Annotated in this window: 19 protein-coding genes; 12 read left to right on the top strand and 7 right to left on the bottom strand. The window is 51.5% G+C overall.

Going from position 1 to position 20,354, the window contains the following annotated elements; translation table 11 throughout:
* Positions 1-33 precede the first annotated feature (33 nt).
* Together prs and dauA are read left to right on the top strand one after the other, a co-directional pair.
* Positions 34-981 carry a ribose-phosphate diphosphokinase gene (gene prs, locus HV213_RS12050; RefSeq protein ID WP_110274385.1) on the top strand — a complete coding sequence of 316 codons (948 nt, stop codon included), beginning with the start codon at positions 34-36 and terminating at the stop codon, positions 979-981.
* 250 nt (positions 982-1,231) lie between these two features.
* The gene (gene dauA / locus HV213_RS12045; protein WP_181485859.1) at positions 1,232-2,911 is read left to right on the top strand and encodes a C4-dicarboxylic acid transporter DauA; all 1,680 of its coding nucleotides are present in this window, start codon (positions 1,232-1,234) and stop codon (positions 2,909-2,911) included.
* Here dauA and HV213_RS12040 read toward each other — a convergent pair whose 3' ends face one another.
* Both HV213_RS12040 and ychH read right to left on the bottom strand, forming a co-directional pair.
* On the bottom strand, positions 2,912-3,958 hold the full coding sequence (locus HV213_RS12040) for a MerR family transcriptional regulator (protein WP_181485858.1): 1,047 nt from the start codon (positions 3,956-3,958) through the stop codon (positions 2,912-2,914).
* 204 nt (positions 3,959-4,162) lie between these two features.
* Positions 4,163-4,438: a stress-induced protein YchH gene (gene ychH, locus HV213_RS12035; RefSeq protein ID WP_004103160.1), complete on the bottom strand. Its 276-nt coding sequence runs from the start codon at positions 4,436-4,438 to the stop codon at positions 4,163-4,165.
* A 272-nt stretch (positions 4,439-4,710) separates the two neighbouring features.
* On the opposite strand from ychH, the gene pth reads away from it, so the two are divergent.
* The 5 genes from pth to HV213_RS12010 all read left to right on the top strand — a co-directional run bounded on the left by pth (position 4,711) and on the right by HV213_RS12010 (position 9,995).
* Positions 4,711-5,295, top strand: a complete 585-nt coding sequence (gene pth / locus HV213_RS12030) for an aminoacyl-tRNA hydrolase (RefSeq protein WP_110274203.1) — start codon at positions 4,711-4,713, stop codon at positions 5,293-5,295.
* 117 nt (positions 5,296-5,412) lie between these two features.
* Positions 5,413-6,507, top strand: a complete 1,095-nt coding sequence (ychF, locus tag HV213_RS12025; RefSeq protein ID WP_110274204.1) for a redox-regulated ATPase YchF — start codon at positions 5,413-5,415, stop codon at positions 6,505-6,507.
* 858 nt (positions 6,508-7,365) lie between these two features.
* Positions 7,366-8,805, top strand: a complete 1,440-nt coding sequence (locus HV213_RS12020; RefSeq protein ID WP_110274205.1) for a sugar porter family MFS transporter — start codon at positions 7,366-7,368, stop codon at positions 8,803-8,805.
* Entirely contained in the window at positions 8,802-9,236 is a 435-nt protein-coding gene (locus HV213_RS12015; protein WP_112213362.1) for a PTS sugar transporter subunit IIA, read from the top strand. Before HV213_RS12020 ends, HV213_RS12015 begins: the two co-directional genes overlap by 4 nt.
* Before the next feature lie 231 nt (positions 9,237-9,467).
* A complete protein-coding gene (locus HV213_RS12010) occupies positions 9,468-9,995 on the top strand; it encodes a lipocalin family protein (protein ID WP_181485857.1) in 528 nt (175 codons plus the stop codon).
* Between the two features lie 88 nt (positions 9,996-10,083).
* Here HV213_RS12010 and HV213_RS12005 read toward each other — a convergent pair whose 3' ends face one another.
* The 3 genes from HV213_RS12005 to HV213_RS11995 form a co-directional block, all read right to left on the bottom strand.
* Positions 10,084-11,658, bottom strand: coding sequence for a GGDEF domain-containing protein (locus tag HV213_RS12005; protein ID WP_181485856.1), 1,575 nt, complete (start codon positions 11,656-11,658; stop codon positions 10,084-10,086).
* 186 nt (positions 11,659-11,844) lie between these two features.
* Positions 11,845-12,867 (bottom strand): aldo/keto reductase, encoded by a 1,023-nt coding sequence (locus tag HV213_RS12000; protein ID WP_181485855.1) that lies wholly within the window; start codon positions 12,865-12,867, stop codon positions 11,845-11,847.
* Positions 12,868-12,890: 23 nt separating this feature from the next.
* Positions 12,891-13,445 (bottom strand): NAD(P)H-dependent oxidoreductase, encoded by a 555-nt coding sequence (locus HV213_RS11995; protein WP_181485854.1) that lies wholly within the window; start codon positions 13,443-13,445, stop codon positions 12,891-12,893.
* A gap of 138 nt (positions 13,446-13,583) precedes the next feature.
* On the opposite strand from HV213_RS11995, the gene HV213_RS11990 reads away from it, so the two are divergent.
* A complete protein-coding gene (locus tag HV213_RS11990) occupies positions 13,584-14,483 on the top strand; it encodes a LysR family transcriptional regulator (RefSeq protein ID WP_181485853.1) in 900 nt (299 codons plus the stop codon).
* Between the two features lie 154 nt (positions 14,484-14,637).
* Here HV213_RS11990 and pckA read toward each other — a convergent pair whose 3' ends face one another.
* The gene (gene pckA / locus HV213_RS11985; RefSeq protein ID WP_181485852.1) at positions 14,638-16,278 is read right to left on the bottom strand and encodes a phosphoenolpyruvate carboxykinase (ATP); all 1,641 of its coding nucleotides are present in this window, start codon (positions 16,276-16,278) and stop codon (positions 14,638-14,640) included.
* Between the two features lie 310 nt (positions 16,279-16,588).
* Between pckA and HV213_RS11980 the strand changes: the two genes are divergently transcribed.
* Entirely contained in the window at positions 16,589-17,482 is an 894-nt protein-coding gene (locus HV213_RS11980) for a LysR substrate-binding domain-containing protein (RefSeq protein ID WP_110274211.1), read from the top strand.
* A 59-nt stretch (positions 17,483-17,541) separates the two neighbouring features.
* Positions 17,542-18,219: an RluA family pseudouridine synthase gene (locus HV213_RS11975; RefSeq protein WP_181485851.1), complete on the top strand. Its 678-nt coding sequence runs from the start codon at positions 17,542-17,544 to the stop codon at positions 18,217-18,219.
* Here HV213_RS11975 and HV213_RS11970 read toward each other — a convergent pair.
* Positions 18,216-18,992 carry an AraC family transcriptional regulator gene (locus HV213_RS11970; RefSeq protein WP_327021805.1) on the bottom strand — a complete coding sequence of 259 codons (777 nt, stop codon included), beginning with the start codon at positions 18,990-18,992 and terminating at the stop codon, positions 18,216-18,218. The genes HV213_RS11975 and HV213_RS11970 overlap by 4 nt on opposite strands.
* A gap of 178 nt (positions 18,993-19,170) precedes the next feature.
* On the opposite strand from HV213_RS11970, the gene HV213_RS11965 reads away from it, so the two are divergent.
* Together HV213_RS11965 and HV213_RS11960 are read left to right on the top strand one after the other, a co-directional pair.
* A complete protein-coding gene (locus HV213_RS11965; RefSeq protein WP_181485849.1) occupies positions 19,171-19,911 on the top strand; it encodes an AzlC family ABC transporter permease in 741 nt (246 codons plus the stop codon).
* Position 19,912: 1 nt separating this feature from the next.
* Positions 19,913-20,233, top strand: a complete 321-nt coding sequence (locus tag HV213_RS11960) for an AzlD domain-containing protein (RefSeq protein WP_181485848.1) — start codon at positions 19,913-19,915, stop codon at positions 20,231-20,233.
* The last annotated feature ends 121 nt before the right edge of the window (positions 20,234-20,354 follow it).

The following is a 20,354-nucleotide window of genomic DNA, read 5'->3' as shown; positions in this document are numbered from 1 at the left end:
TCCACCACTGGACGCATGCCTGAGGTTCTTCTCGTGCCTGATATGAAGCTTTTTGCTGGTAACGCTACCCCGGAACTAGCACAACGTATTGCCAACCGCCTGTACACTTCTCTTGGCGACGCCGCTGTAGGTCGTTTTAGCGACGGCGAAGTCAGCGTACAAATCAATGAAAACGTACGCGGTGGTGATATTTTCATCATCCAGTCCACTTGTGCTCCCACCAATGACAACCTGATGGAATTGGTTGTTATGGTTGATGCTCTGCGTCGTGCTTCGGCAGGTCGTATCACCGCTGTTATCCCTTACTTCGGTTATGCTCGCCAGGACCGTCGTGTTCGTTCTGCTCGCGTACCTATCACCGCAAAAGTGGTTGCCGACTTCCTGTCCAGCGTTGGCGTCGACCGTGTCCTGACCGTTGATCTGCATGCAGAACAAATTCAGGGCTTCTTTGATGTTCCGGTTGATAACGTATTCGGCAGCCCAATCCTGCTGGAAGACATGTTGCAGCTGAATCTGGATAACCCGATTGTGGTTTCTCCGGACATCGGCGGCGTCGTTCGTGCTCGTGCTATTGCCAAGCTGCTGCACGATACCGACATGGCTATTATCGACAAACGTCGCCCGCGCGCTAACGTCTCTCAGGTGATGCACATCATCGGTGACGTCGCTGGTCGTGACTGCGTGATGGTTGACGATATGATTGATACCGGCGGTACCCTGTGTAAAGCAGCAGAAGCACTGAAAGAACGTGGCGCTAAACGCGTATTCGCTTACGCAACGCACCCGATCTTCTCAGGTAATGCTATCCAGAATATCCAAAACTCTGTGATTGACGAATTCGTCGTCTGCGATACCATTCCACTGGCACCAGAAATCAAAGCGCTGGCAAAAGTTCGTACTCTGACGCTGTCTGGCATGCTGGCCGAAGCGATTCGTCGTATCAGCAACGAAGAATCCATCTCTGCCATGTTCGAACACTAATCGAGCCCGGCATAAAAACCCGCTGCGGCGGGTTTTTTTGTCTCTGAACCTTTTATTTAGCCACAAAATCATTCGGTATGCGTCAAGGCGGCAAGTGAATGAATCCCCAGGAGCGTACAGGTAGTACGTGACAGGGGTAAATGAGCGCAGCCAACAAAGAGGCATCCCGAAGGATGACGTGGAAATGATTAATGCCTCCTTCACCTGCCATTCAGTTGACAGATGATGCGCTCATGGATGAAACATTATTGTGAATAGATTATTTTCCTCACATGTGATGCCTTTCCGCGCCCTCATCGACGCTTGCTGGAAAGAAAAATATACCGCATCGCGATTTACCCGCGATGTCATTGCCGGGATTACCGTCGGGATCATCGCCATTCCGCTGGCGATGGCGCTGGCAATAGGCAGCGGCGTAGCGCCACAGTACGGACTTTATACCTCCGCTGTCGCCGGGATCGTCATCGCCCTATCCGGTGGGTCGCGCTTCAGCGTCTCAGGACCAACCGCTGCCTTCGTGGTCATTTTGTACCCGGTTTCGCAGCAGTTTGGCCTTGCGGGGCTGCTGGTGGCGACGTTAATGTCGGGGGTGTTTTTAATTCTTTTCGGCCTGGCACGCTTTGGTCGCCTGATTGAGTACATCCCGCTGTCAGTCACGCTCGGTTTTACCTCCGGGATTGGTATCACCATTGGTACCATGCAGATTAAAGATTTCCTCGGCCTGCAGATGGCCCACGTGCCTGAACATTATTTGCAGAAAGTCGGCGCACTGTTTATGGCCCTGCCGACGATTAACCTCGGTGATGCGGCTATTGGCGTGGTCACGCTAGGGATCTTAATTTTCTGGCCACGCCTGGGGATCCGTCTTCCAGGCCACCTTCCAGCTCTACTGGCAGGCTGTGCGGTGATGGGCGTAGTCAACCTGGTTGGCGGCCACGTCGCCACTATCGGCTCTCAGTTCCACTATATTCTCGCCGACGGCAGCCAGGGCAACGGTATTCCGCAATTGCTGCCGCAGTTGGTTCTGCCGTGGGATATGCCCGGTTCGGACTTTACGCTCAGCTGGGCCTCGCTGCAGGCACTGCTCCCGGCGGCGTTTTCGATGGCTATGCTGGGGGCGATTGAATCGCTGCTCTGCGCCGTGGTATTGGATGGCATGACCGGCACCAAGCATAAAGCCAATAGTGAACTGATTGGCCAGGGCCTTGGCAACATCGTTGCACCGTTCTTCGGCGGTATTACCGCCACTGCCGCCATTGCCCGTTCAGCAGCAAACGTCCGTGCTGGCGCAACCTCACCGGTTTCCGCCGTGATCCACGCCCTGCTGGTAATCATGGCGCTACTGGTCCTCGCGCCGCTGCTTTCCTGGCTTCCGCTTTCCGCGATGGCGGCGCTGCTGCTGATGGTGGCATGGAATATGAGCGAGGCGCATAAGGTTGTGAACTTACTGCGTCACGGCCCGAAAGACGACATTATCGTGCTGCTGATGTGTATGTCGCTGACCGTGCTGTTTGATATGGTTATCGCCATCAGCGTGGGTATCGTGCTGGCCTCACTGTTGTTTATGCGCCGGATTGCGCGCATGACTCGCCTCGCGCCGGTCAACGTTGAAGTGCCTGACGATGTGTTGGTGCTACGCGTGATAGGGCCACTGTTCTTCGCTGCCGCTGAGGGGCTGTTTACCGATCTGGAAACGCGGGTTGAAGGTAAACGTATCGTTGTGCTGAAGTGGGATGCGGTGCCGGTGCTGGATGCCGGTGGGCTTGATGCCTTCCAGCGCTTTGTCAGTAAGCTGCCGGAAGGCTGTGAGCTGCGCGTCTCTAACCTCGAGTTTCAACCGCTGCGCACTTTGGCGCGCGCGGGCGTTAAACCGATTGCGGGCCGCCTGAGCTTTTACCCGGATCGTAACGCCGCGCTGGCGGACATTTAATTAGCTGGCGGCAGGCCCCTGTGCCTGCCGCATCATCACCCCTATAGCCTGCTGAAGCCAGGCAAGCACCTCCGGAGTCATCCACGTTCCCTTCATCAAATGCGGCTCCTGCTCCATCGCGTAGCGAAACTTCTGCTGAGTTTGCGGGTTATCTCCGGCGTAAGACTGAAACAACGCCAGCCAGCGTTGTGCAAGCTGCTGTCCTTGCGATGAAGCCGGTGTCAGCTGTTCGCGACACGCATAATGCAGTTCCGCCACTAACGCCGGCCATTCCATCAACCGATCGAAATAGTGCTGCCGGGTGAACGCCAGCTCCTCGGCGCTCAGATAGCGCGCCCAGATCTCCAGTTTACTTTCCGCAAAAGCGTGAGTGATAAAGTCAATGATCTGCGGGGTAACGCCTGTTTGTTCGCACATCTGTGGTTCGGCGGCATGCATTTCATTCAGCCGGGTCAAAAATTCAGGTCGTCCAGCGGTATCCTGCTCTAACTGTTCCATCCAGCGGGTCGCCATACTCATCGCCTGAGGGGCATCTGCCGGGCATTGCTTGCGCATTAATCCCTGAACTTCATCAACCAGCGCCCGCCAGGCTTGATTACGTTGCTCATCCTGCTCCGCGAACGGCAGCACCTGTAGTTCCTGTTGACTAAACCAGCGATCGTACATTTTCATTAGCTCCAGCATCTGTAGCCAGGACTCCAGATCGGGGTCGCTTCCCCTGTCTAACTCATCGCGCAGCAGCGCCAGCCGTTCGCGCAGCGTTGAGATGGTTTGTAGCTGCCGATCAAGAGTGGTTATCTGCTTGACCAGCAGGTCAGACAGCGAGAAAGCATCCCTGGCGAGATAGTCCTTAATAGTGGCGAGTTCCAGCCCGGCCTGAGCCAACACCTTGATCGTATGCAGCCGCTGAACGGCCGCCAGATTGTATAGCCGGTAACCCGCCGCGCTTCTGGCTGAAGGGGTCAGCAATCCTGTTTGTTCATAGTGATGTAGCGTGCGAACGGTTATTCCGGCGCGCTTCGCCAGTTCTCCCACCTGAATTAACATGACTGCTCCTTTCGTTTACCAGTGACGCCACTCTGCTGTCTGACGTTACGTCAGGGTCAAGCGCTAAGTATACGAATTTGGATCGCGCCGTAATATTCGAAAAGGGTAACGAAAGGGAAATTTAGACGACAATAGAGGGATAGCCTGCCCAGGCTATGATAGAACGCACCAGCCGTACTGAACGGCTGGTGAAATTAAATTCACTCAGCTGTGGCGATGCTGATCGCGGCGGCAGCGTTTGTCGTAATGACGAACCCACCAGTATCTGTCGCTGACCTGTTCATGGCCGCCGATACGCGCACCTGCCAGCCACAGAACCGCGCCGACAAAAATGCTTAAAATTGCGCCATGCGCAAAAAACTGCGGCAGGTCAAGCTGCGGAAGCTGGTTTAGAATAGAGTAACCAACGCCGACAACCATGACGACCAACCCCAACCCCATCAGCACATTACCGAGTAACGAAGCGTTTCTGCGTTTCATATGTCACCTCCGGAACCTTGGGTTGCATGGGAATATCCCCAAATCTTGTAGGTATAGTATAGACAATGACCAATAAGGCGATTGCGTGGACGATCACATAAGCGAACATCAAACCAACAAAAGTTTACAAATAACCTACTGAACTACATCAAATTCTAATTGTTCAAACCCGAAACCATCATGACACGCAGCGTTTCGCTGGCAGAATTTTGTCAACCGCGCGCGCAGACAGTACACTACGCGCCAGAGAACGACCCACTCAGGATAGAAAAGTGACCATAAAATTGATTGTCGGCCTGGCGAATCCCGGCGCTGAATACGCAGCGACCCGACATAACGCCGGTGCCTGGTATGTAGATTTATTAGCTGAGCGTAACCGCGCACCGCTGCGCGAAGAGAGCAAATTCTTCGGCTACACCTCACGGATTAACCTTGCTGGTGAAGATGTTCGTCTGCTGGTACCCACCACCTTTATGAATCTTAGCGGTAAAGCCGTATCGGCAATGGCAACCTTCTTTCGCATCAATCCAGATGAAATTCTGGTGGCCCACGATGAACTCGACCTGCCGCCCGGCGTAGCTAAATTCAAACTTGGCGGCGGCCATGGCGGCCATAATGGCCTGAAAGACATCATCAACAAACTGGGTAATAACCCGAACTTTCACCGCTTACGTGTGGGAATTGGTCATCCGGGCGATAAAAATAAAGTTGTCGGTTTTGTTTTGGGAAAACCGCCCGTTAGCGAACAGAAACTCATTGATGAAGCTGTTGACGAAGCGGTGCGTTGTACCGAAGTTTGGCTGAAAGAAGGCCTCACCAAAGCGACCAACCGATTACACGCTTTTAAAGCGCAATAACCGGTCGACGTGCGGAATTTTTGCCGCGCACGGTGTATAATAGGCAAAGCTATTTACTTTTCTACAATCTGCTCACTGTAACAGGTTGATTATCCAAAGATTAAGGTGATTTAAATCATGGGATTCAAATGCGGTATCGTCGGTTTGCCCAACGTCGGCAAATCCACCCTGTTCAATGCGCTCACCAAAGCGGGTATTGAAGCGGCCAACTTCCCCTTCTGTACCATCGAGCCGAACACCGGTGTCGTTCCGATGCCCGATCCGCGTCTGGACAAACTGGCTGAAATCGTCAAACCGCAGCGTATTCTGCCAACCACCATGGAATTCGTCGATATCGCAGGTCTGGTAAAAGGCGCGTCTAAAGGCGAAGGTCTGGGTAACCAGTTTCTGACCAACATTCGTGAAACCGAAGCTATCGGTCACGTGGTGCGCTGCTTTGAAAACGACAACATTATCCACGTTAACAATAAAGTGGATCCGGCTGACGATATCGAAGTTATCAACACCGAACTGGCGCTGTCCGATCTGGACACCTGTGAGCGCGCCCTGCACCGCGTGCAGAAAAAAGCCAAAGGCGGCGATAAAGACGCTAAAGCTGAGCAGGCGGCTCTGGAAAAATGCCTGCCGCAGCTGGAAAACGCCGGTATGCTGCGTGCGCTGAAAAACCTGACCGAAGAAGACAAAGCGGCAATCAAATACCTGAGCTTCCTGACCCTGAAGCCAACCATGTATATCGCTAACGTCAACGAAGACGGTTTTGAGAATAACCCGTACCTCGATAAAGTGCGCGAAATCGCGGCTGCGGAAGGTTCTGTAGTGGTTGCCGTTTGCGCCGCTGTTGAATCCGATATCGCTGAACTCGACGATGCCGATCGCGAGGAGTTCATGGCAGAACTGGGAATTGAAGAACCGGGTCTGAACCGCGTTATCCGCGCTGGTTACGAACTGTTGAACCTGCAAACCTACTTCACCGCTGGCGTGAAGGAAGTTCGTGCGTGGACCATCCCAGTTGGCGCAACCGCACCGCAGGCGGCAGGTAAAATCCACACCGACTTCGAAAAAGGCTTTATCCGCGCCCAAACCATCGCCTTTGAAGACTTTATTACCTATAAAGGCGAGCAAGGTGCTAAAGAAGCCGGGAAAATGCGTGCTGAAGGTAAAGATTATATTGTGAAAGATGGCGATATCATGAACTTCCTGTTCAACGTCTAATCTCTTTTATCACTAAAAAATCCACGCTGATGCGTGGATTTTTTTATGCCCCGACTCATACAAGATACATTTGAATTAGCGGTCACAAGTCAAACAGTAAAGATCCGTGCCCCTGGCCTTTACCACTTCTCTTGCCAACCCAGACTTGCCATCCAGGTGCTGCCCGGAGTGGCTTTCAACCCATCAAATTTCGAATGAAATATAAAATAAATACAAAAATGGAATTTTAATTTCATTAATGGATTTTAATAACAAATGTGATACATATCATAAATTTAACATTAGATCCCAAAAAACCATAATCCACAATCTTTGATATGTTAAAAAATAACATTTAATATCAATGCGTTATAAAAACCACATTGTATCTGACGCCATGAGTACTCATTCGGACCCATTGCAGTCGAAATGAAATTTCCAAAATGTGATCTATTTGCATTTTCATTTCAAAATTAGATGCCATAATCTCACCTCACTAAACGCACTTTGATTACGCTAAGGTGCAGCAGAAATCCTAACCCCCCGGAGGATTCCATGAGAGAAGTGAGATCAGAACTTATTGGTACCGTCTATGTTGGCGGTTGCCATACCACCACCAGTTCACACGAAAATGCTACCGGGGACATGCTGTACGCCAACGACCCCGGAGGAAAAAACCCTACATATACTAATGATTAATCATTAATCAAAAGAAGCCTCTTTGACCGGATTTATTTAGCGAATAACTAAAAGAGCTAAGTAGCACAAAGAACAAAAATCATTTCATGCCCGTCATATGCCAGCGAACTAAAAGATCGGCCATGGCTGGGGGTGATTTATTTTTATCTTGTGCCGTTAATCAAAACAAAAGGTATAAAAATGTCTCTTATAATGAATCTGAACCTACAACAGAGAAAACGACTACACCAAATAACTTTAGTAGCAACATTTGGCGGCCTGCTATTCGGTTACGACACCGGAGTTATTAATGGTGCATTTTCCTCACTGAAACAATATATGGCTCTGACACCAACCACAGAAGGTCTGGTAATGAGCGTGTTGCTGATCGGTGCCGCCTTAGGTAGCGTTTTCGGAGGGAAGTTCGCCGATTTCTTTGGCAGAAGAAAGTACCTGCTCTTTTTATCATTTGTTTTTTTCATCGGCGCACTAATGTCCGCACTTGCTCCAGATATCACGGTTCTTCTTATTTCTCGTTTTATTCTGGGTTATGCTGTCGGTGGTGCCTCAGTAACCGCGCCAACATTTATTTCTGAAGTCGCACCAACGGAAATGCGCGGTAAACTGACTGGCTTAAACGAAGTGGCGATTGTTATCGGACAGTTGGCCGCATTTGCCATCAACGCCATTATAGGCATTGTCTGGGGCCACCTCCCCGAAGTCTGGCGATATATGCTAATGGTACAAACCATACCCGCCATCTGCCTGTTTGTCGGTATGTTGCGCTCACCTGAAAGCCCCCGCTGGTTGATCAGTAAAAACCGCCATGAAGAAGCCCTCGAAATATTAAAACAAATCCGCCCGCTCGAACGTGCGATGAAAGAATTCAACGACATCACAACGTTAATTAAAATCGAAGCGGATAAAAAACTGGCTAATAAAAACTCTTTCGTAACGATTCTTCAGACACCGTGGATTCTCAAATTACTCATCGTTGGCATCGTTTGGGCCGCCTTGCAGCAAACCACCGGCGTCAACGTCATTATGTACTACGGCACGGAAATCCTGAGTACTGCGGGGTTCTCGGAAAGAACTTCATTGATATGCAACGTGCTCAATGGCGTATTTTCAGTAGGTGGCATGATATTCGGCGTGATGTACCTTGTTGACCGTTTTAAACGCAAGACCATCATCATCTACGGCTTTGCTCTCATGGCGACCCTTCACCTGATTATCGCTGGCGTAGACTACACCCTCGTCGGCGATATTAAAGCCACCGCAATCTGGCTGTTGGGTGCGATGTTCGTTGGGGTCATGCAGGGGACGATGGGCTTTATTACATGGGTGGTATTAGCCGAACTCTTCCCACTGAAATTCCGCGGATTGTCGATGGGTATCTCGGTATTTTTCATGTGGGTAATGAATGCGATAGTCAGCTATCTGTTCCCTTTATTACAGGCCAAGCTCGGATTAGGCCCAGTGTTCCTTATCTTCGCTGCGATTAACTATTTAGCTATCATCTTTGTCATAACAGCGTTGCCAGAAACATCGAACAAATCGCTGGAACAGTTAGAAGAAGAACTTTCATCGAATAAATATGATGCACGACTCAACACAGCGACAAAGGAAAGCGGATTATGATCGATAATATTACGCTGGATAATTTGCACTTATCATGTCAGGCCAAAAATAAAGCCGAAGTTCTTTCCATGATTGGTGCTGATTTCAGAAAAAAGGGATATGTCAGCGAGGATTGCGTTGTTTTCCTCAACGAGAGAGAACGTCAGGTCTCTACTTTTTTAGGTAACGGCATTACGCTGCCGCATCTTCCTAAGTCAGCAACCAATATTATTGTTAAAAGCGGAGTGGAAATCTTTCAGTTTCCTGATGGCGTAATCTGGGATAGAAGCAATGTCATGTTCATTGCTATCGGCGTTATTGCTAAAGAGAGCGAGCATATCGATGTCCTGAGAGAGATCGCCTCTATTTTTAGCGATGAAATTATTGCCAGGGCGTTGTCATTAATCTCCAACAAGCAGGATTTCCTGAAAATACTGCAGCAGCATCAATAGTCCTCGAATGACCAGGCCTGCTTACTCGCAGGCCTGGTCCTCATCGCCTGCTGAGCATCCCTTCTTTTCAGCCGTAGTATCTCTCATCATAACTCCATATACCTTCCATGACGCGGGACGATGAGCAAGAAATAGATTTTTCCTAATATACAGCGATTATTACCACAGCGAATGAAACGCCGAAAGCCTGGACTACACTTAATTTTCACCGAGTTGATAAAAGGACTTCCGATGAAAATATGGCCCGTTCTGACCGGCGTCGCTATTGCACTGACGTTGGTTGCTTGTAAATCCCCAACCCCTCCGAAAGGGGTCCAGCCCATCACAGGGTTTGACGCTGGTCGCTACCTTGGCAAATGGTACGAAGTCGCACGCCTGGAGAATCGTTTTGAACGCGGTCTTGAACAAGTGACCGCAACTTACGGTAAACGCGATGATGGCGGGATCAGCGTTCTCAACCGGGGTTATGACCCGCAGACACAAAAATGGAATGAGAGCCAAGGCAAAGCCTTTTTTACCGGCGCACCGACCACTGCAGCGCTTAAAGTTTCATTCTTTGGGCCGTTTTATGGCGGCTACAATGTGATCGCGCTGGATGATAAATATCAATACGCGTTAGTCAGCGGCCCAAATCGTGATTACCTGTGGATCCTGGCGCGCACGCCGACGATCCCCGATGCCGTCAAGCAAGAGTATCTCGGCATTGCTCGCGAACTGGGTTTCCCGGTAGAAAAATTACTCTGGGTTAAGCACGGATAAAAAGCGGCCAGCGAGCTATCAACATTGATGCGATAATTTTGTGAGGATCCAAGCCTTCAGCAAGACAGGTGATACGGCTCCCGTCTGCTCAATTTTTGTAAAGCGCAAATCCTTGCTTATCACTAACCCACACCTGATTCCTCCCGGCTCCTTTGGCTTGATACATTGCCAGATCCGCCTGCCTCAGGAGTTGGCTGATATCTTCACAGTCAGCAAGTGCTGCCACCCCGGCCGAAAGAGTCACTTTGGCGCCGTTTGGAAACTGCGTCTCGGATACCGCAACCCGTATGCGTTCCACGGCAGAAGCCGCTGTCTCCAGAGTGCAATCCGGTAGGAAGAGGATAAATTCTTCTCCACCAAACCGGCAGACAATATCATTTTGCCGCGTCAGCGATCGAAGCAGTTTGCCAAAGCTAACCAGAACCGCATCCCCCCCATCATGACCCAGGCGATCGTTGATGTACTTGAAGTGGTCAATATCAATAGCAATAACGCAGTGTTCACCGACCAAAAAACGCTCTTCAACCAAAGAGCTGAACCCTTTACGGTTATAAAGACCCGTTAGCGGATCCGTCATAGCCTCATCGCTAAGTAAATTAACCTGTCGCGACATCGTTTCCAGATGATGGCTGACGGCTTCCCTCAGACGCTCCGCCTCCTGATAGCCAGGATTGAGCTGAGCCAGCTGCTTAAGCGCTTTATCGCTATCTTCAGTGCGGGTAAATTTGGCCAGTTTTTCCAGAGGCATAGAGATACGCCCGGCAAAAAATATCACTATAGCGATAGTCAGAATAATAATGCCCAGAGTGAACCAGAAAGCATTAATGATGGTCTTCATCAAAATACGAGAGACGTTTTCAGAAGTGCCTGAAATGAAAATCTTCCAGTCGGCCTGCTGCAGGCTTGCGTAGCCGATAAGGTTGGCACCACTTTTTTGTTTATCCACGAAGTGACCGCTGCCCGCGTGCGCCAGCCTGGCTTTGATGGCCGAATCAGTACTCACGTCGGTACCAATCAACACGGGATCGTCGCTAAAAAGAATCCGCCCTTCTGCCGTGACAATACTGACATCTGCCTGGTTTGCATAAAAATGCAAACCCAGAATTTCACTCAGCATGCTGTGTTTTTTTAGATAGATAGTACCGCCGATAAAGCCAATGTAGTGGCCTTCGGGTGAGAATAACGGTTGCGAAATAAAGACAACATAGTTACCCGTCGCGGAAGTGAATGGCGGTGATATATAAGCTTTTTGGCTGCGGATGGCATGCTTGCTGGCTTCAGAATGCAACGTTAATCCAACCAGATTGAGGCTCTCTGGGGAGGTTGCAGCAATCACCGCATCAGCCGTCACTATCACCACTGAATTGAAAAAACCGGACTGCATCCGCAGCCTGTCAGCCTCTTCTCTCAACTGCTTACGATCGTGAAGCCCGATGATCAGGCGGGCGCTGTATGCCAGTTCTTGCTGTGCAACGCCCAGATAGCGATCTGTGGTATCAGCAAGCTTGCGCGCGTAGGCAATATTGCCTTGCAACAGGCTATTCTCAATATTTCCTTTCTGAAACACCGTCAATGCGCTCAGCAGAAGCACAGAGGTCAACACTATCCCGCCAACTGACAGAAATAGCATAAGGGTTCGTAACCGGTAACGTTTTTTGTTCATGAATAAAATAGGGCAGCAAATGCGTGAGGCTAGTGTAGCGAGTCTGCTCAATTTTGCGCACAACTATCAACACGACATAATCTTTTTTAACAGATGCACTGAACGGACGTGGTCAGGTATTTCCTGTTATAAGCGTGCCAACCGGTAAATCGCGCCCCCAACGATTGCGGCGGCGACCATATTCTGTCAACGCGTCCAGACCTGCTTTTGGTCTTTAGTTTGCGCCGTATTTTGCGCCATAACCCCCGAAAGAGCATGCGGTTGATAACACGCTTCCAGATAACGAATCTCATCGTCATTAAGCTGTAAATTGACCGCATTTACCGCACCGTCAATATGGTGTTTTTTTGTTGCCCCCACCACCGGCGCAGTCACTTTCGTTAATAGCCAGGCAAGCGAAATCTCCGTCATGGAAACCTGACGGCGGGAGGCAAGTTCAGCCACCCGTTCAATGATGACCCGGTCCTGCTGCGCCGTTTTATCGTACTTCCCTTTGGCATAAGTATCTTCGCTGGCGCGCCGGGTTTGATTATCACCCAGACGAGCAAGCCGACCGCTGGCCAGCGCACTATAAGGGGTCATCGCAATATTATCCTCGGCGCACAGCCCGGCCAACTCGCGTTCGTCCTCGCGCATAATCAGATTGTAGTGGCTTTGCACGCATACAAAGGGCGTCAGGCCTTCACGTTCGGCCAGCGCATTGGCTTTGGCCAGTTGCCACGCATAGCAATTTGAAATACCTATGGCGCGAACTTTCCCCACTTTAACCGCGTGATGCAGCGCCTCAAGAACGTCAAGAATCGGCGTGTTGTAGTCCCAGATATGGTAGATGTAGAGATCGACGTAATCCATTCCCAGATTGCGCAGACTCTGGTCGAGAGATTGTGCGATAGCCTGCTGGCCGCTTACGCCATTTGCGATCTGCTGCGCCGTTCGCGGCAGAAATTTCGTCGCGACCACTACGTCATCGCGCTTTGCCATGTCGCGTAGCGCCCGTCCGACGTAGCGTTCGCTGGAACCATTTTGGTAGGCAATCGCGGTGTCATAAAAATTAATCCCCTGCTCCAGCCCATGGCGGATAATTTCGCGGCTGGATGATTCATCAAGCGTCCAGCTGTGCTGGCCTGCGGTGGCGTCGCCAAATCCCATGCATCCCATGCAAATACGCGATACCGTTAACTTACTGTTGCCCAACAGTCTGTATTGCATTTGGTCACTCCCGGTTTATCTGCTCAAGATAACGCGGTTAAAGCGGCAATCAGGCGACCAGCATGATCCTGAGCCATCGCTTTCTGCTGCGCTATTTTGGCCTCATCACGCTCGGCATAGCTGATCCCGCAGGTATAAATCGGCGCTTGCCACTCCAGATTGCACAGCGCGGCGGTAGTCGCAAACTGAGCCAGGTAATCCTCAACGGCATGACCGAAAAAACCATCAGCGGCATAAAGTGCTGAAGGAGCACCGGTGGTAAACGAGAGGAGAAGTTTTTTACCGCCGAGCTTAGCCTTTGAGCCGTGGGCAAAGCCATGAACAAAGACCTGGTCGAGCCATAATTTCATCAACCCCGGCAGCGAATACCAGGAGAACGGAAATTGCCATACGATAACATCAGCTTTCAGCAGCGCTTCCTGCTCGGCTAAGACATCAATATTGAAATCAGGATAGAGCCTATCCAGACGACGGATTTCAACATCAGGCAGCGCTCGCGCCACCTCGTTAAGAATAGCCGCATTGCCGACGGACTCACTCAGATTGGGATGCCCAGAAACGATCAGTATATTTTGCATTTTTCTTTCTATTACAAGGTATTGTTTAACATGCAAACAGTATAAACAGCCGCTATTCTTTTTTTTAGAGTATTAATAGCTCAAAGACTTTTAGATAATGGCTAATAATAGACACCCAGGATGCATCAGGATGAAGTGATGAATAACGTGATTTACAATCAAATCCGAATCTTTCAAAGCATTGCCCGTGAGGGAAGCATCTCGGCGGCGGCACGTAAACTGGAAATCACCCCGCCTTCGGTCAGTAAAGCGCTAAAACTCCTTGAGCAGCACCTTGGTCATCCGCTGTTTATCCGCACCACCCGGCGTATTGAACTGACCGATGCCGGGCAACAGCTTTTGCAGCAAACCTCTGCGGCGGTCGATTCGCTGGAAAAAGCCCTCGACAGTATTAAGGAGAGTAGCCAGCAGCCTTCCGGCCTGATTCGAATTACCCTCTCCCGCTTTGCTTACCTGCTGATACTTAAACCTTTTATGTCCGAGTTCTGCCAGCGTTACCCTGGCGTGCAGTTGGAGATTTCGGTTTATGATGGAACCATCAATATCATTGAGGAGAGATTCGATTTAGGGATCCGCTTTGGTGATATTCTTGAGGGTGGCGTTGTCGCCCGTCAGCTCCTGAAGCCTTTTCGCGAAGGACTGTACGCTTCGGCGGCCTATCTTGAAGAATTTGGTACGCCCGTCTTGCCAACTGACCTCCATCAGCACAGGCTGATCGGCTACCGGTTTATCACCAACAACCGTATCCTGCCCCTGATGCTGGAAGATAAAGGAGAACAGCTCACCGTAGAAATGCCGGGACAGTTCATCAGCAACGACATTGACGTTATGGCCGACGGGATCCGCAGCGGATTGGGCATTGGCCGACTGTTTGAACCTATTTACCGACTACAGCCGGATCGGGAAACGTTTATTCCGGTCATGGAGCCTTACTGGAAAACCTATCCGCCGGTTTATCTCTACTATCCGAAAAGCGCGGGAAAAACGAAGCGGGTGAAAGCCTTGATCGATTTTTTGCTGACTAAAACGGCACAATAAAAAACCCGAGCGGGTGCCCGGGTTCACATTGCTGTCAAAAAGCCACTCAGGGAATTGCCAGGTGACGGATTTGGTTTTCGTAGGCCGGTAAGGCGCTAGCCGCCACCCGGCAGAAATACGAGCACAATGTCTAATCAGCTTTTAGCTATCAGGATTAAGCCGTAACCGCTGATTTATCCAAGGTCGGACCGGCTAACGCCAGCCGTGCTCCGGCTTCAGTGTCGCTATATTGCTTAAAATTATCCATAAACAACTGCGCCAGGCTTTCCGCTTTCTCCTGCCACTTATCGGCAGATGACCAGCCGCTGCGCGGATCGAGCAGCGCGCTCTCTACGCCAGGAACGCTTTCAGGGATCGACAGACCAAAGATCGGAACCGACTCTTCACGCAGCTCGCCGATGGTGCCGTTTAATATGGCGTTGATGATATTACGCGTATCGCGCAGCGACAGGCGTTTGCCCTCCCCGTTCCAGCCAGTATTCACCAGCCAGGCTTCGGCCCCCGATTCCGCCATTTTTGCCGCCAGAACGCTGGCGTACTGCGTCGGGTGCAGCAGCAGGAACGCCGCGCCGTAGCAGGCTGAGAAGGTTGGCGTGGGCTGAGTAATGCCGCGCTCGGTACCGGCCAGCTTCGAGGTAAAGCCAGACAGGAAGTGATATTGCATCTGTTCGGTCGTTAAACGAGAAACCGGCGGCAGCACGCCAAAAGCATCGGCGGCAAGGAAAATCACCTTCGACGGATGGCCCGCACGGGATACCGGCTTAACGATATTTTCGATATGCGCTAAAGGATACGAGACCCGGGTGTTTTCAGTCTTACTGCCATCGGCATAATCGACGCTGCCGTCAGCTCTGACCACCACGTTCTCCAGTAACGCATTGCGGCGAATCGCACGATAAATTTCCGGTTCAGCCTGCGGATCAAGATTGATAGTCTTGGCGTAACAACCGCCTTCAAAGTTGAACACGCCGTCGTCATCCCAGCCGTGCTCATCATCGCCGATGAGCTGGCGCAACGGGTCGGTGGAAAGCGTCGTTTTACCGGTACCAGAAAGGCCGAAGAACAGCGCGACGTCGCCCGCTTCCCCGCGGTTGGCCGAGCAGTGCATTGAGGCAATCCCCTGCTGAGGCAGCAGATAGTTCATTACCGAGAAGAGTCCTTTCTTCATCTCACCGCCGTACCAGGTACCGCCGATCAGCTGGATGTTCTCGCTGAGATTAAAGGCGACAAAGTTCTCAGAGTTAAGTCCTTGTTCCTGCCATTTTTCGTTGGTGCATCCCGCACCGTTGAGCACCACGAAGTCCGGCGTAAATTCAGCCAGCTCTTCGGCGCTGGGAGCAATAAACATGTTTTTGACGAAATGCGCCTGCCACGCCACCTCGGTGACAAAGCGTACACCCAGGCGTGTCGCCGGACTGGCACCGCACCAGGCATCAACGACATACAGTTTTTTGCCGCTAAGCTGTCCGGCGACCAGCGCCTTCAGGTCAGCCCAGACTTCCGTTGTTAAGGGTTTATTATCGTTACGACCGAGACCGGAGTCGGCCCACCAGACGGTATCGCGCGTTAGGGAATCTCTGACAATATATTTGTCGCGCGGGGAGCGTCCGGTAAAAATGCCGGTATCCACGGCAACCGCGCCGGACTCGGTCATGACGCCACGCGCCGCGCCGGTTAATTCCGCGCTGGTTTCATGCGCAATCAGCAGATCGTAATCGGGGTTGTAAAACAGCTCGCTGCTTTCCTGAATACCAAGCTCAAGAAGAGCGTCTTTTACTGATTCAATACGTGACATGGAACTCCTGACAAACTATTGGCTGGATAAGATGCATTGGTTATTTCAGCCTGTTTAATCTGGCGGATTATTTTTAGCAGATAAATCCTGGCAGAAAATAAATAAACAGGATGAGCAGACCGGAGCTGCGATTTAAAATCGTGCTCGTGTAGGGTGTCGCCTGTACTTTTGAAAATGCTGCTTTTACCGCTAAGTAATAAGCTGAACTCCAGAAAATGTTAACACCTGTAGTTGATTGTGTTAATTGCATAGTTTCTATGCGTTATGCTAAAATTGCATAGCTATTAATGCAGTGTTGAGGATCGGGTCTGTGCTGGCGAATCTTGAAGTAAAATGGCTTTACGATGTGATTGCTCTGGAAGAGTCCAGAAGCTTCACGCTCGCTGCCAAAAGTAGAAATATTTCACAGTCTTCCTTTAGCCGCCGCATCCAGGCACTTGAGGCCTCGCTGGGTTTCAGCATCTTTGACCGCGCGGCAAACCCGCTACAGTTGACCAACCGCGGTAAAATTTTTATCGGCTACGCGCGAAATATGCTCGACGATATGGATTTTCAAATCAGTCGAATAAAAGGGCTGAATAACACCACCCAGAAAATAAGAATTGACGCCGCGCCTTCGCTTTCCGTTTTATTACTCCCCGAAATTATCGCCGGTTATACCGACCGCAAGAATAAGACTTTCCATGTTGAATCGATTAACGTCAACGACGCGGTATTCAATCTTAAAGAGGGAAAAAGCGATTTTATTCTGTCGTTTTATAATGAAGAGCTGATGAACTATCCGTTTATCAACCACAAAATTTTCGACTCGGCGCTGCATCTCGTCTCACCTTGCGATAAACACGGTAGACCGCTTTTTAATTTACATCGCGGCGTGCTGCCGCTGATGAAATACGCCAACGATAGCTATATGGGTCGCCAGGTGAATCAGGTTATCGACCGCAAACCGGAGATTACCTTTTCGCTGACCTTTGTTTCATCGATGAGCGAACTGCTCAAACGCATGATCCTCAACGGCGACGGCGTGGGCTGGCTGCCGCAGTACTCTATCAAGCGCGAGCTTGAGGAGGGCCGGCTGGCGATAATGGATGAGAGCCTGTCGTTGCCGATCGGCGCTTATATCTACCGCTCCGGTGCGCGGCTCAATCAATCCGCCGAGCGTTTCTGGCAGCACATTAAGGCCAGCAACACCGTTAGCGCGTAATTCGCCTGGCGGCAGAAAATTCGCTATTATCCGCATCCACCCTCTACCCGTGCAGCCTGATGTCTACGATTATCGATACTTTTGTCGCTCCGCCGTGCCACGCCGAAATCGACATCCTCTATCAGGATGAACATCTGCTGCTGATCGATAAACCCTCGGGACTGCTCAGCCTGTCCGGGAAAAACCCGCTTAATCTCGACTCGGTACATCATCGCCTGGTGCAACAATTTCCCGGCTGCACGCTGGTCCATCGCCTTGATTTCGGTACATCGGGTCTGATGGTGATTGCCCGCAATAAGGCTATCAATGCAGCCCTTTGCCAGCAGTTTAGCCAGCGCGCGGTAACCAAGGTGTACAGCGCGCTGCTGTGCGGTCATCTGGCCGATGACGATGGGATAATTGACGCGCCCATAGCCAAAGACCCGGCGCTGTTTCCCCTGATGACGATTTGCGCGCTCAGCGGTAAACCTGCCCGCTCACGCTATCGGGTTATTGAGCGCTTCTACTCTGAAAGTGAATTACCGCTGACCCGGGTACAGCTGACTCCGGAAACCGGGCGCACCCATCAACTGCGCATCCACTGCCAGCAGTTGGGTCACCCCATTTTAGGCTGCGATCTCTACGGCGGTCTGGGCAGCGAAGGAGCAACGCGCCTGATGCTGCACGCCAGCGAACTGCATTTTGTGCATCCCATCAGCGGTGAGAGGATCGACGCGCGTAATCCCAGCCCTTTTTAAAGTGAGGCCGCCGCGAAGAGACCCGGCGTAGTGCCAAAGTGCATGCGGAAAGATTTAATCAGATGGCTTTGATCGTAGAACCCGACGTCTGTCGCCACCCGCGCCGCCTCAGCGCCTTTAGCCAGTAGTCCTTTTGCCCTGACAAGCCTTAGCTGGGTGAGATATTGGTGAACAGATAAACCGGTCTGCGCCTGAAAAGTACGCATAAAATAGAACTCGCTCAGCCCGGCGACCGCCGCAATATCCTTAACCGACAGCGGCTGCTGATAGGCGCAGTGCATGAACTCGATCGCCCGACGGATGTCGGCCCGCACCACCGCTCGACGCCCGCCACGGACGCTGCGCTGCGCATAGCGCCCCACCAGCAGGTTCAGTACCTGATACATTAAGCACTCTTTTTCCAGCGGATCGTGACTGCCGCCCAGCACGGCGGAAGCCTGGAGCATGCTTCGCGCCATCATCGGGTCGTGCCGCATCCCTTCACCGCCGAAATTCACCTCACCTTTGCCGCCGAGCAGCGTTTCCGCCACTTCGTTAATCAGGCCCGCAGAAGGATAAAAAGCACAGTAATCCCAGCCTTCATCACGCTGCACCGCTTCGCCGGTATGCACCTCACCGGGCATGATCACCATTACCGTGCCTGCCGCTGCCACGCCCCGCTCGCGGCAAATACGCGTGCGCTGGGCACCACGGGCAAAAGCGGCTATCACATATTCGTCATGAAAATGCGGCGGATAGCTATGCTCATAGCAGGATGCACGCAGGATCTCCATTCCACCGTGCAATTCACTATCCCGCCAGAGCTTGATGTCGTCGCGAACCTCTTTTCCCACTTTGATGCCCTTTAATCCCCGAAGCGGGATGTTTGCGTAAATGCGCAGGATTTTACTATAACGTTTCCAGCAATTTTTTAAGATTACCATTCAGCAACGCACTCTATGGGACTATTTGATGTTGATAAATAACAAGACCTCATCAAGAGATGAGGCTATGGCGGAATTTCGCGCCGGGGTCATCGCCTGTTTGCCCACTATTCCCGGCTACTGGAGTATCGGCTTCGCCGCCGGTGCTATCGGAACCTTATCCGGGTTTACCACGCTGCAAACGGCGCTACTGGCCAGCGCCCTGTACGCAGGCTCGGCGCAGTTTTTGTTTTATTCTCTGTGGGCAACCGGCGCGGAAATGGCCTCGGTGGTGCTCAGCGTGCTGCTGGTTAACCTGCGCTATCTGTTGATGAGTTCGGCCATGAGCATGTTCTTTCGCCAATATAGCCCATTGCAAAAGATTGTTAGCGGGCTGCTGCTGACGGACGAAACCTTTGGCGTGGCGGTACAGCGCGGCAGCGTGCACAACGGTGTTCCTTACTCGTGGATGCTCGGGCTAAACCTTGCCGCCTGGCTGAACTGGATCCTCGCCTGTATCGTGGGCGCAGGGCTGGCCTCCGCGCTTCCGCCATCGCTGATGGAGGGGTTAAGTTTTAGCCTGGTATCGATGTTTATCGGGTTGGTTCTGGCGCTGTGGTTTGCCAGCCAGCGTAAGATGCTGGAAACCTTCAGCATTGCCGTGGCGGTGCTGATTACGCTGTTCACCGCCGGGCACACTGATATGAGCCTCGTGGTCATCGTCGCGGCCTCAGTTGCGGCGACGCTGGCAACAACAGGATTACGTCTGTTCTGCAAGGAGGCTAAATAAGATGGAACGCAATATCATTCTGGCCATTCTTGCCTCAGCGCTGGTCACTGCACTGATGCGTACGGTACCGATTTTACTGCTTTCACGATTTCGCCTGGCTCCGGCCCTGCAGCAATGGCTCAGCTTTATTCCTTCCGCCATTATGGCGGCCATTATTGCCGCGGAGCTGCTGGGTAAACCGGCATTGACCAGCTCAGGTATCAGTATTTCTCTACTGGCCGCTCTTGCCGCCACCATTGCCGGCGTTGTGACGCGCAGTCTGTTCGCCACGGTGATTGTCGGCATGATCGCATTTTCAGCCCTTAACTATTTCCTGATATAACTCTCGCAATAAAGGCCGCGCACGGCTGCGGCCTTTAATTCAAATCACGGCATTGCAAATGCAAATATCATATTTGCTCGTTAATCGCTGCCTCTGTAGCTTGTGCTCTATTCATGTTTTC

It is taken from the genome of Klebsiella sp. RHBSTW-00484, assembly GCF_013705725.1.
Classification (GTDB): domain Bacteria; phylum Pseudomonadota; class Gammaproteobacteria; order Enterobacterales; family Enterobacteriaceae; genus Klebsiella.
This window is presented reverse-complemented; position numbering and strand designations above follow the sequence as displayed.

Bases quoted from the DNA above. Each gene is read 5' to 3' on its own strand.
- HV213_RS12040 (WP_181485858.1), bottom strand. From the start codon at position 3,958: ATGTTAATTCAGGTGGGAGAACTGGCGAAGCGCGCCGGAATAACCGTT.
- ychH (WP_004103160.1), bottom strand. From the start codon at position 4,438: ATGAAACGCAGAAACGCTTCGTTACTCGGTAATGTGCTGATGGGGTTG.
- ychF (WP_110274204.1), top strand. From the start codon at position 5,413: ATGGGATTCAAATGCGGTATCGTCGGTTTGCCCAACGTCGGCAAATCC.
- HV213_RS12020 (WP_110274205.1), top strand. From the start codon at position 7,366: ATGTCTCTTATAATGAATCTGAACCTACAACAGAGAAAACGACTACAC.
- HV213_RS12015 (WP_112213362.1), top strand. From the start codon at position 8,802: ATGATCGATAATATTACGCTGGATAATTTGCACTTATCATGTCAGGCC.
- HV213_RS12010 (WP_181485857.1), top strand. From the start codon at position 9,468: ATGAAAATATGGCCCGTTCTGACCGGCGTCGCTATTGCACTGACGTTG.
- HV213_RS12005 (WP_181485856.1), bottom strand. From the start codon at position 11,658: ATGAACAAAAAACGTTACCGGTTACGAACCCTTATGCTATTTCTGTCA.
- HV213_RS12000 (WP_181485855.1), bottom strand. From the start codon at position 12,867: ATGCAATACAGACTGTTGGGCAACAGTAAGTTAACGGTATCGCGTATT.
- HV213_RS11995 (WP_181485854.1), bottom strand. From the start codon at position 13,445: ATGCAAAATATACTGATCGTTTCTGGGCATCCCAATCTGAGTGAGTCC.
- HV213_RS11990 (WP_181485853.1), top strand. From the start codon at position 13,584: ATGAATAACGTGATTTACAATCAAATCCGAATCTTTCAAAGCATTGCC.
- pckA (WP_181485852.1), bottom strand. From the start codon at position 16,278: ATGTCACGTATTGAATCAGTAAAAGACGCTCTTCTTGAGCTTGGTATT.
- HV213_RS11975 (WP_181485851.1), top strand. From the start codon at position 17,542: ATGTCTACGATTATCGATACTTTTGTCGCTCCGCCGTGCCACGCCGAA.
- HV213_RS11970 (WP_327021805.1), bottom strand. From the start codon at position 18,992: ATGGAGATCCTGCGTGCATCCTGCTATGAGCATAGCTATCCGCCGCAT.
- HV213_RS11965 (WP_181485849.1), top strand. From the start codon at position 19,171: ATGTTGATAAATAACAAGACCTCATCAAGAGATGAGGCTATGGCGGAA.
- HV213_RS11960 (WP_181485848.1), top strand. From the start codon at position 19,913: ATGGAACGCAATATCATTCTGGCCATTCTTGCCTCAGCGCTGGTCACT.